Below are 13,014 nucleotides of genomic sequence, written 5' to 3'. Positions count from 1 at the left end.
GTCTGTCGCGGTGCGACTTCACACTCGCGCCATGAACTGCAATCCTGAGCGCTGATTTCGCTTACGAGGCAGTCATGAAAATCAGTGCGGATTTCGACAGTGGCAACATCCAGGTCATCGACGCCAGTGACCCGCAGCGCGTCTTGCTGGCCATGCGCCCGGACCTCAATAGCCACCATTTCCAGTGGTTTCACTTTCAGGTCGAGGGCCTCCAGCCAGGGCAACGCCACGGCTTCAGCCTGACCAATGCCGGGCAGTCGGCCTACAACCGCGCCTGGGACGGTTACCAGGCCGTGGCCAGTTACGACCAGCAGGACTGGTTTCGCGTGCCGACCCGTTACCAGGACGGTCAGCTGCACTTCGAGTTGCAGGCCGAGCATGAACGTGTCTGGTTCGCTTATTTCGAGCCCTACCCGCGAGCGCGGCATGAACGTTTGATTGTTAACGCGCTGGAGCGCGGCGCTGAACTGGTGGCCAGCGGCAGAAGCCTGGAAGGCCGTGATATCCAGTTGCTGCGTATCGGTGGCCAGACAGGCGCGCCGCGCAAACTATGGATCATCGCCCAACAACATCCGGGCGAGCACATGGCCGAATGGTTCATGGAAGGACTGATCGAGCGCCTGCAGAACCCGCAGGATGCCGAGGTTGTCGCCTTGCTGCGCGAGGCCGAGTTCTATCTGGTGCCGAGCATGAACCCGGACGGCGCCTATCGCGGTCACCTGCGCACCAACTATGCCGGGCAGGACCTCAATCGTGCCTGGCAGTCCGCCAGCTCCGAGCGCAGCCCCGAGGTGCTGTTCGTGCTGCAGCATATGCGACGTATTGGCGTCGACCTGTTCCTCGACATTCATGGCGACGAGGAAATTCCTCATGTGTTCACCGCCGGTTGCGAAGGCAATCCGGGCTACACCCCACGGCTGGCAGCGTTGGAAGAAGACTTCCGCAGTCGTCTGGTTGCTATCGGCGCCGAGTTCCAGACCCGTTTCGGTTATCCGCGTGATGAGCCGGGCCAGGCCAACCTGACCCTGGCCTGCAACGCCGTCGGCCAGGCCTTCGATTGCCTGTCGTTCACCATCGAGATGCCGTTCAAGGACCATGACGATAGTCCGCAGCCACGCACCGGCTGGAATGGCGCGCGCTCGCAGAAGCTGGGGCAGGATGTGTTGACCGTGCTGGCGCAGATGGTCGGGCGTTTGCGCTGAAACTGGGCGTGCCGGCTGATGGCGTGTAAGCCGGTGCGCACGGCGCACCCTACAGCCATTCAGCGGCGTAGGTCCCAGCCCGAGAGGGGCCTGGGAGACAGGCAAAAAAAGCCCGTCACGAGGACGGGCGTAAAGTGCCGTTAACACACAGGAGTCAATAGGACGCAGTGAAGTCCGGTATTACAGAATCGACAGCGGATAGTTGATGATCAGACGGTTCTCGTGCAGATCCTGGCCCGCGTCGCGACGCACATCGGAGTTACGCCAGCGGATGCTCAGGTTCTTCAACGTGCCTTCCTGGATGGTATAGGCCAGCTCGGATTCGCGGCCCCATTCCTCGGCGTTCTCGCGGGTTTTCACGCCATTGGTGTAGACGTCGATGTTGCTACCGCTGACGTAGCGGTTCATCAAGGTCAGACCCGGAATGCCGAGGCCGGCGAAGTTGTAGTCATGGCGAATCTGCCAGGAGCGTTCTTCCGGGTTGTCATAGCTGTTGGTGAAGCCGTCGTTGACCAGAGTGCCGCCGCTGGCGCCGTCGATACGCATGAACTTGGTGTCGCCGCTGAGCTTTTGGTAGGCAACCATGAAACTGTTGTTGCCGGTCTTGGCAGTGAGTGCGCCCTGATAGACCTTGTTGTCCAGATTGCCGGCCTTGGCCGCGCCTTCTTCCTTGCCGGTGACATAGCCAAGGTTGGCACCCAGTACCCAGTCACCGACCGGTTGGCTGTGGGTCAGTTGCACGTAGCTCTGCTGATAGACGTCTTCCAGGCGTGCGTGCCAGACGCCGACCATGGTGTTGTTGCCGTTGAAACGGTACTCACCACCGGCGAAGTTGAAGTCATCACCCTTGACGAGACCGGCAGGGGTGCCCGAGTTGAACGCCATTTCTTCGCGGCTGGCATCGTGACGCTGGCTGTTCTTCCAGAACTGGCCGCCGTACAGGGTCAGGCCGTCGATCTCGTTGGAAGTGACCTGGGCACCCTGGAAAGTTTGCGGCAGCGAGCGACCGTCGTCTGCACGCAGGATCGGCAGTACGGCGAACCACTCACCGACCTTCAGTTCGGTCTTGGAAATCTTGGCTTTTGCCGCCACGGCGGTACGGCCGAACTGGTCAGCAGCCTGGCCGTCGTCGTGAATCGGCATCAGGTTGGTGTTGGCAGCGCCGCGGTTGCCGTCCAGCTTGATGCTGTAAAGGCCGAGCACATCCAGGCCGAAACCGACGGTGCCTTCGGTGAAGCCGGAACGGGCATCGAGAATGAAGCTCTGAGTCCAGCCTTCGGCCTGGCCCTGGAGTTCGCCCTGAATTCGCGGATCGGTGTTATTCAGGTAGTTGCGGTTGAAGTAATAGTTGCGCAGGCCGAGGGTGACTTTGGCGTCGTCGACGAAGCCGGCGGCGTGCGTGGCGGTCGGCATAACCAGGGCCAGAGCCGTGCTGCCGAGCAGGGCCAATGGAATGATGTTGCGTGCGGTCATTGTTGTTGTGCTCCCAGTTTTTGAACGAACCATCCCCTGCCGGTCTGCATCAGGACCTGCATGATGGGAATGTTGTGTTTGCCCCGTAGAGGGCGATAGCCCGGCCGAACGCGGCCGGTCATTGCTGGTGGCTGACGTCAGCCCCCGGCGAATCCGGTGCTATGGCGTGTGGCAACGATGGATGCCGAGCAGGCGAGGAGCTGCTGCGCTGAGGGAGAGGCGAGGACAGTCATGTTATGGCCCTGATTATTGTTGTTATCGTTGTCATATGTCGTCATACAACTTGCTGGATTATCGACAGCCTTTTTGTCGCTTGTCAACGTATGGCTAGACGAAAGTCTGAGTGGGCTTTCCCTGTGTAGCGCCACTATCGGCTATATCGAGGGTGTTCAGCGCAGAGCGGGTAAACCATCTGGTATCGAATTTGTTGTGTGATAACGTATGACAAATTCACTTACATCAAGGGTTTATCCATGCCGCATTGCCTGATCGAAGCCGCCCGCGAGGTGAGTGAGCTGATCGCGCCGCAGGAGCTGGTGCAACTGGTGCATGACCAGGCGGCTGCCACGGGGTTGTTCCAACCCGGCGAGGTCAAGGTGCGTCTGAGTCTGTACGAGCACCACTGCGTCGGCGGCGAGCAGGGAATGTTCGTGCACCTGATCTTCTACGTGCTGGCCGGGCGCAGCGATGACGACAAGCGGGCGCTGTCGCGGCGCGTCGTGCGCGCACTGGTCGAGCGCCTGCCGCAGGTGCCGGCGATCTCCCTGGATGTGCGCGACATCCGCCGCGAGGTGTTCAGCAACAGGCGCAACTGCCTGGACGATTAATCCGTTTCGAGCAAACGCGCGCCAGCACCCTGTGCGCCGAGTTCGTCGCTGGGGTTGCGCAGTGGGCAGTCCTGCATCGACAGGCAACCGCAACCGATACAGCCGGTGAGCTGGTCGCGCAGTCGCGTCATTTGCTCGATACGCGCGTCCAGATCGCGCTGCCATTGCGCCGACAGTTGCTGCCAGTCCGCTGCCGTGGGTATGTGATCGCAAGGCAGTGTGCTCAGCGCCACACCGATATCCGCCAAGGGAATGCCCAGGCGCTGCGCCACCTTGATTAGCGCGACGCGGCGCAGCACATCACGCCGATAACGCCGCTGATTGCCTGCATTGCGCTGGCTGTGGATCAGCCCCTTGGTCTCGTAGAAATGCAGCGTGGAAACCGCCACGCCACTGCGCTCGGCTACCTGGCCGACAGTCAGCGGGCGTTCGTGGAGGGAGCGGTGCGCGTCCATCTCGAGCTGAGCCTGGTCGACCCGGCCGTGATGTTTCGCCAGCCCGGCGAGGCGCAGGAGCTCGCCGCGCAACGCCATCAGTCGCTGCAGCAGTTGCTGCGCGCCGATGCCTTTCTGATCGTCACCCCGGAGTACAACCACGGCTATCCGGCGGCGCTCAAACAGTTCATCGACGAGGTGCCGGCATCCTGGGAAGCGCGGCCGGTGGGGTTCATCAGTTATGGCGGGGTGTCCGGCGGGCTGCGCGCGGTGGAGCAACTGCGTCAGGTGCTGGCGGAGTTGCATGCGATGACCGTGCGTAGCTCGGTGTGCTTCACCAATGCCTGGGAGCAGTTCGATGAGCAGGGCCAGTTGAGCGAACCACGGCCCGCCAACTCGGCGTTAGCGCATACGCTGGTGCAGTTGAACTGGTGGGCACAGACGCTGCGTTCCGGGCGCGAGCGGGTGCCTTACGAGCGGATCAGGGGGTAGAAACGACGCAGCCCGGATGCAATCGGGGAGCTTTTCAGGGCATCCGCGGACTGCATTCGGGCTACGAGATTGGCGGCGCGTAGGGCGGGTGCAACCCGCCAGATCCCTACGGCGGGTTTCACCCGCCCTACGCCATTGCCCTTTCCCTCAAGCGGGAAAGTGAGCAAATCAGCCGCGATAGTAGCGCTGTGGCACGAATGGGGTCTTGGCGACCTTCATGGCAATACGCTTGCCACGAACCACGGCCCAGACGTCGCTGTCGATGGCGGTGTGGCTGGCATTGACGTAGCCCATGGCCACTGGCGCGCCAAGGGTTGGACCGAAGCCGCCGCTGCTTACCTGGCCGATCACGGTGCCGTCGGCATCGACGATTTCCGCACCTTCACGCACCGGCACGCGTTCCTGCGGCAGCAGGCCGACACGTTTGCGCGCTACACCTTTCTGCTGTTGCTCGAATACGCGCTCGGCGCCCGGGAAGTTGCCGGCACGCTCGCCGTCAGCGCGGCGCACCTTGGAGATCGCCCACAGCAGGCTGGCTTCGATCGGCGTGGTGGCGCTGCTCATGTCATGGCCGTACAGGCACAGGCCGGCTTCCAGGCGCAGCGAGTCACGCGCGCCCAGGCCGATAGCCTCGACTTCGGCCTCGGCCAGCAGGCTGCGAGCCAGGGCTTCGGCCTGGTCGACGGCGACGGAAATCTCGAAGCCGTCTTCACCGGTGTAGCCGCTGCGGCTGACGATGCATTCGCTGCCCAGCAGGCGCACACGGGCAACCTGCATGAAGGTCATCTTGCTCACTTCCGGTGCCAGGCGGGCCAGAACCTCAGCCGCCTTCGGACCTTGCAGGGCGAGCAGGGCGCGCTCCTCGAACAGGCTCTCGATCTGGCACTGCTCGCCGATGTGCTTCTTCAGATGCGCCAGGTCCTGATCCTTGCAGGCGGCGTTGACCACCAGGTACAGGGTGTCGTCACCCAGGTTGGCGACCATCAGGTCGTCGAGGATGCCGCCCTGGGCGTCGGTGAACATGGCGTAGCGCTGTGTACCCAGCGGCAGATCGATGATATCCACCGGCACCAGGGTTTCCAGAGCACGTGCAGCGTTCTCACCACGCAGCAGGATCTGGCCCATGTGCGAGACGTCGAACAGACCGGCGGCCTCACGGGTGTGCAGGTGTTCCTTCATCACGCCCAGCGGGTACTGCACGGGCATGTCATAGCCGGCGAAGGGCACCATGCGCGCGCCGAGTTCGAGGTGCAGGGCGTGCAGCGGAGTCTTGGCGAGAGTTTCAGTGGTCATGTCGATTTCCTGTTGGGTGCGCCGCGCGCACCGGTTGGGGCCGCGGTGCGGCCCGTTGTACGTTGTGTGTCAGTCAGCGTAGACCGGGAAGGTGGTGCACAGGTCGGCGACCTGGCCGCGCACGCGCTCGATCACGGCCGGGTTTTCCAGGTCGTCGAGGATGTCGCAGATCCAGCCGGCCAAGGTGCGGCATTCGCCTTCCTTGAAGCCGCGGGTGGTCACCGCCGGGGTACCGATGCGGATGCCGGAGGTGACGAACGGTGACTGCGGGTCGTTCGGCACGGCGTTCTTGTTCACGGTGATGTGAGCGTCGCCCAGCGCCGCGTCGGCAGCCTTGCCGGTCAGGCCCTGCTTGACCAGGCTGATCAGCATCAGGTGGTTGTCGGTACCGCCGGAAACCACGTCATAGCCGCGCTCGACGAACACCGCCGCCATGGCGCGTGCGTTGTCGATCACTTGCTGCTGGTAGGTCTTGAAGCCCGGCTCCAGCGCTTCCTTGAAGCACACCGCCTTGGCCGCGATCACGTGCATCAGCGGGCCGCCCTGGGCACCGGGGAACACGGCGGAGTTGAGCTTCTTCTCGATCTCCTCGTTCTTGCGCGCCAGGATCAGGCCGCCACGCGGGCCGCGCAGGGTCTTGTGCGTGGTGGTGGTGACCACATCGGCGAACGGCACCGGGTTCGGGTACAGGCCCGCCGCGACCAGGCCCGCAACGTGAGCCATGTCGACGAACAGCAGCGCGCCGACCTTGTCGGCGATGGCGCGGAAACGCGGGAAATCCAGCACGCGCGAGTAGGCCGAGAAGCCGGCGACGATCATCTTCGGCTTGTGCTCGACGGCCAGACGCTCGACCTCGTCATAATCGATCAGGCCGTTCTCGTCGATGCCGTACTGCACGGCGTTGTAGAGCTTGCCCGAGGACGACACCTTGGCACCGTGGGTCAGGTGGCCGCCGTGGGCCAGGCTCATGCCGAGGATGGTGTCGCCCGCGTTCAGCAGTGCGAGGTACACGGCGCTGTTGGCCGAAGAGCCGGAGTGCGGCTGGACGTTGGCGTAGTCGGCGCCGAACAGCTGCTTGGCGCGCTCGATGGCCAGTGCCTCGACCTTGTCCACATGCTCGCAACCACCGTAGTAGCGCTTGCCCGGATAGCCTTCGGCGTACTTGTTGGTCAGGCCGCTGCCTTGCGCCTGCATGACGCGCTGGCTGCAGTAGTTCTCCGAGGCGATCAGCTCGATATGGTCTTCCTGGCGCTGTTCTTCGGCCTGGATCGCCGCGAGTAGGGCGTCGTCATAGCCCTGCAGTTGGTCGTGCTTGCTGAACATGGTGAGGCCCTCTTTATCGTTTTTCTCGGGATGAACAGGCTCGCCCCGGTAAGGGGAGCCGAAAATAGGGGAGGCTAGCTACTGAACCGTCCCCTCTCTCGCAAGTGGGAGAGGGGACGTTCACCGTGCTTACGCGTCCTGATACGCCTCGATGGACGGGCAGGCGCAGACCAGGTTGCGGTCGCCGTAGACGTTGTCCACGCGGCCGACCGGCGGCCAGTACTTGGCCTCGATCAGGGTCGCCAGCGGGTACACGGCCTGCTCGCGGCTGTAGGCGTGGTGCCACTCGCCAACCAGCTCCAGGGCAGTGTGCGGGGCGTTCTTCAGCGGGTTGTCGTCCTTGTCCAGACGGCCTTGCTCGACCGCGCGGATTTCCTCGCGGATGGCGATCATGGCATCGCAGAAGCGATCCAGTTCTTCCTTGGACTCGCTCTCGGTCGGCTCGATCATCAGGGTGCCGGCCACCGGGAAGGACATGGTCGGGGCATGGAAGCCGAAGTCGATCAGGCGCTTGGCCACATCGTCGACGCTGATGCCGCTGCTGTCCTTGAGCGGGCGGATGTCGAGGATGCACTCGTGCGCCACCAGGCCGCCTTCGCCGGAGTACAGCACCGGGTAGTGCTCTTCCAGGCGACGGGCGATGTAGTTGGCGTTGAGGATGGCCATCTGCGACGCACGCTTGAGGCCGTTGCCGCCCATCATGGTGATGTACATCCAGGTGATCGGCAGGATGCTGGCGCTGCCGAACGGCGCGGCGCTGACGGCACCTTCCTTGCGTGCCATGTGCGCATGGCCCGGCAGGAACGGCGCCAGGTGCGACTTGACGCCAATCGGGCCGACGCCCGGGCCGCCACCACCGTGCGGGATGCAGAAGGTCTTGTGCAGGTTCAGGTGTGACACGTCGCCGCCGAACTGACCCGGAGCGCAAAGGCCGACCATGGCGTTCATGTTGGCGCCGTCGATGTAAACCTGGCCACCGTTGTCGTGGATGATCTGGCAGATCTCGCGGATACCTTCCTCGAACACACCGTGGGTGGACGGGTAGGTGATCATGATCGCGGCCAGGCGATCCTTGTGCTCTTCGGCCTTGGCCTTCAGATCAGCGATGTCGACGTTGCCGCGTGCGTCACAGGCGGTCACCACCACGCGCATGCCGGCCATGGAGGCGGTTGCCGGGTTGGTGCCGTGGGCCGATTGCGGGATCAGGCAGATGTCGCGCTGATCGTCGCCACGGCTCAGGTGATAGGCACGGATGGCCAGCAGGCCGGCGTACTCGCCCTGGGAACCGGCGTTAGGCTGCAGCGACACGGCGTCGTAGCCGGTGGCGGCGCAGAGCATGGCTTCCAGCTCAGTGGTCAGCTGGGTGTAACCCGCGGCCTGCTCGACCGGAGCGAATGGGTGCAGATTGCCGAACTCCGGCCAGGTCACCGGGATCATCTCGCTGGCGGCGTTGAGCTTCATGGTGCAGGAGCCCAGCGGGATCATGCTGCGATCCAGCGCCAGATCCTTGTCGGCCAGCTTGCGCAGGTAGCGCATCAGCTCGGTTTCGCTGTGGTAGCGGTTGAACACTTCGTGCTGCAGGATCGCCGACTGGCGCAGCAGGCCTTGTGGCAGGCGGCTGGCGATCTGTGCGGCCAGGTCGCTGACGGCAGGGGCAGCCTGCTCGCCGGCGAACAGGTTCAGCAGGGCTGTTACAGCCGCTTCGTCGGTAGTTTCGTCCAGCGACAGACCCAGACGCTCGGCGTCGATCTCGCGCAGGTTGATGCCGGCAGCACGGGCCTTGGCATGCAGCTCGGCGGTCTTGGCGCCGGTCTTGATGCTCAGGGTGTCGAAGAAGTGCTGCTGTTCGACGCTGTGGCCCAGTTTGGTCAGGCCCAGGGCGAGGATGGCGGTGAAGCTGTGTACGCGCTGCGCGATCTCGGTCAGGCCTTTCGGGCCGTGGTACACGGCGTACATGCTGGCGATGTTGGCCAGCAGCACCTGGGCGGTACAGATGTTACTGGTGGCCTTCTCGCGGCGGATGTGTTGCTCGCGGGTCTGCATGGCCAGGCGCAGGGCCGGCTTGCCGAAACGGTCGACCGACATGCCGACCAGGCGGCCCGGCATGTCGCGCTTGAATGCGTCGCGGGTGGCGAAGTAAGCAGCGTGCGGGCCACCGAAACCCAGCGGCACACCGAAGCGCTGGGCGCTGCCCAGGGCGACGTCGGCGCCGAACTCGCCCGGCGGGGTGAGCAGGGTCAGAGCCAGCAGGTCGGCAGCTACGGCGACCAAGGCGTTGGCGGCATGGAAACGCTCGACCAGGGCGCGGTAATCGAAGATGTCGCCGTTGCTTGCCGGGTACTGCAGCAGGGCGCCGAAGTAGGCGCTGGCGTCAGTGATGGCGGCTTCGTCACCGACTTCGATGTCGATTCCCAACGGCTCGGCACGGGTGCGCAGCACGTCGAGGGTCTGAGGGTGGCAGTGCAGGGAAACGAAGAAGGTGTTGGCAGCCTTGTTCTTCGACAGACGCTTGCAGAAGGTCATGGCTTCGGCGGCAGCGGTGGCTTCATCCAGCAGCGATGCGTTGGCGATCTGCATGCCGGTGAGGTCGCTGACCAGGGTCTGGAAGTTCAGCAGCGACTCCAGACGGCCCTGGGAAATCTCCGGCTGGTAAGGGGTGTAGGCGGTGTACCAGGCCGGGTTTTCCAGCAGGTTGCGCAGGATCGGGCTCGGCGTGTGGGTGCCGTAGTAACCCTGGCCGATGAAGTTCTTGAACTGCAGGTTCTTGGCGGCGATGGCCTTGATCTTGGCCAGGGCGTCGGCTTCCGACAGGCCCGGTTGCTCGCCGAGGATGCTGGTGCCCTTGATGCTCTCGGGGATCACGGCACCGGTCAGCGCGTCGACCGAATCGTAGCCGAGCAGTTCGAGCATGGCGGCGGTGTCGGCATCGCGCGGGCCGATGTGGCGGGCGATGAATTCGTTCTGGGTATCGAGCTTGGTCATGGCGGTCACTCAGGCGTCGGCGTTGGCGTTCAACAGACGATCATAGCCGGCCTTGTCCAGCAGATCGGCCAGCACGGCGTTGTCGGCCAGGCGCATACGGAAGAACCAGGCCTTGTCCAGCGGCGATTCGTTGACCAGCTCCGGGCTGCCTTCCAGGTCAGCGTTGACCTCGACGATCTCGCCGTCCAGCGGCATGGCGATGTTACTGGCGGCCTTCACCGACTCCAGCACGGCCACTTCCTCGCCCTGGGCGTAGGACTTGGCTTCCGGCAGTTGCACATACACCACGTCGCCGAGAGCGTCCTGGGCGTAATGGGTGATGCCGACGGTAACCAGACCATCGTTGTCCAGACGCAGCCATTCGTGATCGGCGGTGAAACGCAACTCGCTCATGTCAAATCCTCAGAGGTAAAGGTGTCCGCTTCTAGGTGGCGGGCAGGTGAAGAGGTGATTGCAATGTGAGTGCCAATGATAAAAATACCAATAAAATCAATAACTTAAATATATTCTCGATATTCTCTAGTAGTAACCCGGAACGTTATCGTTACGAAATCGTGCGTCGCAAGTGGAAAAGCCGAAGTCGCACCAGGCGCGGAGCGGCTTTCGCTCGATTGTTGCTTAATCGTTACGGTGTAATGATATCGATACGTCATCTGGCTGGAACCGCTCAAGGGCATTGGGGTCGGTAACTGGGAGGCTTTATAAACAAGGAGATAGACCGATCATGAGACCCCTTATCCCCCTGGCATTCGCACTGCTCGGCGCCACCAGCCTGCAGGCTAGCGAGACGGTCACCGTGACCCTCGAACAGGCCAGCGAAAACGGCACAGGCGCGCCTGTCGGCAGCGTGACCATCAGCCAGTCGCCCTATGGGCTGGTCTTCACTCCGAATCTGCAGGGCTTGGAGCCGGGCGTGCATGGCTTTCACGTGCATACCGAGGCCAACTGCAATGCAGCCGAAGTAGACGGCAAGCTGACACCAGCCGGCGCAGCAGGCGGCCACTGGGACCCGCAGAACGCCGGCCGCCACGGTTTTCCCTGGGAAGAAGACGCCCATCTCGGCGACCTGCCGGCCTTGCTCGTCACCGAAGATGGCAACGCCAGCCAGTCGGTGCTGGCGCCGCGACTCAAGAGCCTGCAAGACCTGCACAACCGTTCGCTTATGATCCACGCCGGCGGTGACAATCACGCCGATCACCCGCAACCTCTGGGCGGCGGCGGTGCGCGTGTGGCGTGCGGGGTAATCAAGGTGCCGACCAGCACCACGCCGATCTGACTCAACGCCGAGAAACGTGGGTTAGCGGCGCTGATCGATGACCGATCTGACAGCGCGGTGATGGTGCGCTGCGTAACCCACCGGGCGGTCTTCTGCGTTGCGCCGATGGTGGGTTATGGCGCATCGGAATCTGCGGTGTTATCAAGGCTCAAAACAGGCACCTAACCCACTCTACGGAAGCGAGTGCGTCAGTGCTTGCCCGGTATCCCGTACTTGCGCAGGCGTTTGGCGATGGCGGTGTGCGAGGTGCCCAGGCGCGCGGCCAACTGGCGGCTGGAGGGGTGGCTGTCGTAGAGCTTTTCCAGCAGCGCCTTCTCGTACTCGTCCATGGCCTGTTCCAGGCTGGCGACTTCCCCTTCTACCCTCGGCGCCACTTCGGTGCCGGCGATATCCAGGTCGTCCATCTCCACCCAGTTGCTGTCGCAGATCGCGGCGGCGCGGAAGATCACGTTCTGCAACTGGCGTACGTTGCCCGGCCAACGCCCGGCCAGCAGCGCAGGGAAGGTGGCCGGTGCCAGGCGGCAGGGCAGGCGCTGGATCTGCGCGCAGGCCTGGGCCATGAAATGCTGGGCCAGCAGCAGGATGTCCTGGCCGCGCTCGCGCAACGGCGGCACTTCCAGGTTGAGCACGTTGAGGCGGTAGAACAGGTCCTCGCGGAAGCTGCCCTCGGCGACCATCTTTTCCAAGTCGCGGTGGGTGGCGCTGAGGATGCGCACGTCCACCTTCACCTCACGGTCGCCACCGACGCGGCGGAAGCTGCCATCGCTGAGAAAACGTAGCAGCTTGGCCTGCAGATAGGGCGACATCTCGCCGATCTCGTCGAGAAACACCGTGCCCTGGTTGGCCAGCTCCAACAGCCCCGGCTTGCCGCCGCGCTGAGCGCCAGTAAAGGCGCCGGGGGCGTAGCCGAACAGCTCGCTCTCGGCCAGGTTCTCTGGCAGGGCGGCGCAGTTCAGGGCGAGGAAGGGCGCATTGCGGCGCACGCTGACGGTATGGCAGGCGCGTGCCACCAACTCCTTGCCGGTACCGGTTTCGCCGTGGATCAGCAGCGGCGCATCGAGCGACGCCACACGCAGCGCGCGGGCCTTGAGCGCACGGATTGGTGCCGACTCGCCAAGCAGAGAATCGAAGCCCTCGGCATGGTCGTGATGCAGCGCAGCCAAACGCTGACCCATGCGGCTCGGGGCATAGAGGGTCAACAGGCCGCCGGTCAGGCGACCGTCTTCGGTGATCGGCTGGGCATCGAGCAGCAGCGGCTGACCGGCGAAATGCACCTCGCGCAGAGGCTGATGAAAGCCGGCGGCGAGTAGCGATTGCTGCAACGCGTCATCGGCGAACAGCGCGGCGATGCTCAGGCCTTCGGGCGGGCGGTTGCACATGTCCACCAGCGCCGGGTTGGCCAGCAGCACGGTGGCGCGGTCATCGACCGCCAGCACCGGATCGGGCATGGCCGCGAGCAGCGCATCGAGCTGCAGGCGGCGACGCTGGCCGGGCAGAATGTCCACCACCTCCACGCTCTGCACGCCATGCACCTGCAACAGGGCGCCGCGCAGTTCCTCGAGCACCGCCGCGCTCAGGGTCGGTGCGTCGATGTAGACGTTTGGCGGTACCATCTCCACCGCATCGAGGTTCAGATTGCGCCCGCCAAGCAGCGCCAGGACTTCCTGGGTGATGCCGACGCGGTCGATGAAGCTGACGTGGATGCGCATTGA

General features: G+C 63.8%; 11 protein-coding genes. 4 read left to right on the top strand and 7 right to left on the bottom strand.

The genetic code is table 11. The features are described 5' to 3' along the window. The first annotated feature begins 74 nt into the window (after nt 1-74). On the top strand, nt 75-1,202 hold the full coding sequence (locus tag AAEQ75_RS01480) for a M14 family metallopeptidase (RefSeq protein WP_343350684.1): 1,128 nt from the start codon (nt 75-77) through the stop codon (nt 1,200-1,202). Between the two features lie 180 nt (nt 1,203-1,382). Here AAEQ75_RS01480 and AAEQ75_RS01475 read toward each other — a convergent pair whose 3' ends face one another. Beyond that, nucleotides 1,383-2,675: an OprD family porin gene (locus AAEQ75_RS01475; protein ID WP_343350683.1), complete on the bottom strand. Its 1,293-nt coding sequence runs from the start codon at nt 2,673-2,675 to the stop codon at nt 1,383-1,385. 473 nt (nt 2,676-3,148) lie between these two features. Between AAEQ75_RS01475 and AAEQ75_RS01470 the strand changes: the two genes are divergently transcribed. After that, nucleotides 3,149-3,502 (top strand): 5-carboxymethyl-2-hydroxymuconate Delta-isomerase, encoded by a 354-nt coding sequence (locus AAEQ75_RS01470; RefSeq protein WP_125833911.1) that lies wholly within the window; start codon nt 3,149-3,151, stop codon nt 3,500-3,502. Here the strand turns inward: AAEQ75_RS01470 and soxR are convergent. Next, entirely contained in the window at nt 3,499-3,957 is a 459-nt protein-coding gene (soxR, locus tag AAEQ75_RS01465; protein ID WP_343350682.1) for a redox-sensitive transcriptional activator SoxR, read from the bottom strand. The two genes, AAEQ75_RS01470 and soxR, sit on opposite strands and share 4 nt — an antisense overlap. Here soxR and AAEQ75_RS01460 point away from each other — a divergent pair. Beyond that, on the top strand, nt 3,946-4,428 hold the full coding sequence (locus AAEQ75_RS01460) for an NADPH-dependent FMN reductase (RefSeq protein WP_343350681.1): 483 nt from the start codon (nt 3,946-3,948) through the stop codon (nt 4,426-4,428). The genes soxR and AAEQ75_RS01460 overlap by 12 nt on opposite strands. 168 nt (nt 4,429-4,596) lie before the next feature. Here the strand turns inward: AAEQ75_RS01460 and gcvT are convergent, their stop codons facing one another. The 4 genes from gcvT to gcvH all read right to left on the bottom strand — a co-directional run bounded on the left by gcvT (nt 4,597) and on the right by gcvH (nt 10,419). Then, nucleotides 4,597-5,721, bottom strand: a complete 1,125-nt coding sequence (gcvT, locus tag AAEQ75_RS01455) for a glycine cleavage system aminomethyltransferase GcvT (RefSeq protein ID WP_343350679.1) — start codon at nt 5,719-5,721, stop codon at nt 4,597-4,599. 69 nt (nt 5,722-5,790) lie between these two features. Then, nucleotides 5,791-7,044, bottom strand: a complete 1,254-nt coding sequence (glyA, locus tag AAEQ75_RS01450) for a serine hydroxymethyltransferase (RefSeq protein ID WP_179575849.1) — start codon at nt 7,042-7,044, stop codon at nt 5,791-5,793. Between the two features lie 129 nt (nt 7,045-7,173). Next, on the bottom strand, nt 7,174-10,026 hold the full coding sequence (gene gcvP, locus AAEQ75_RS01445) for an aminomethyl-transferring glycine dehydrogenase (RefSeq protein WP_343350678.1): 2,853 nt from the start codon (nt 10,024-10,026) through the stop codon (nt 7,174-7,176). A 9-nt stretch (nt 10,027-10,035) separates the two neighbouring features. Continuing rightward, entirely contained in the window at nt 10,036-10,419 is a 384-nt protein-coding gene (gene gcvH / locus AAEQ75_RS01440) for a glycine cleavage system protein GcvH (RefSeq protein WP_179575851.1), read from the bottom strand. 331 nt (nt 10,420-10,750) lie between these two features. Here gcvH and sodC point away from each other — a divergent pair, with 331 nt between their 5' ends. After that, a complete protein-coding gene (sodC, locus tag AAEQ75_RS01435; RefSeq protein ID WP_343350676.1) occupies nt 10,751-11,302 on the top strand; it encodes a superoxide dismutase [Cu-Zn] SodC in 552 nt (183 codons plus the stop codon). A 188-nt stretch (nt 11,303-11,490) separates the two neighbouring features. Here the strand turns inward: sodC and AAEQ75_RS01430 are convergent, their stop codons facing one another. Further along, a complete protein-coding gene (locus AAEQ75_RS01430) occupies nt 11,491-13,011 on the bottom strand; it encodes a sigma-54-dependent transcriptional regulator (RefSeq protein WP_343350674.1) in 1,521 nt (506 codons plus the stop codon). Nucleotides 13,012-13,014: the final 3 nt, after the last annotated feature.

Source organism: Pseudomonas sediminis, from assembly GCF_039555755.1.
GTDB classification, from domain to species: Bacteria; Pseudomonadota; Gammaproteobacteria; order Pseudomonadales; family Pseudomonadaceae; genus Aquipseudomonas; species Aquipseudomonas mendocina_D.
Note: the sequence above shows the minus strand (reverse complement) of the source record. Positions and strands in the feature narration are given on the sequence as shown.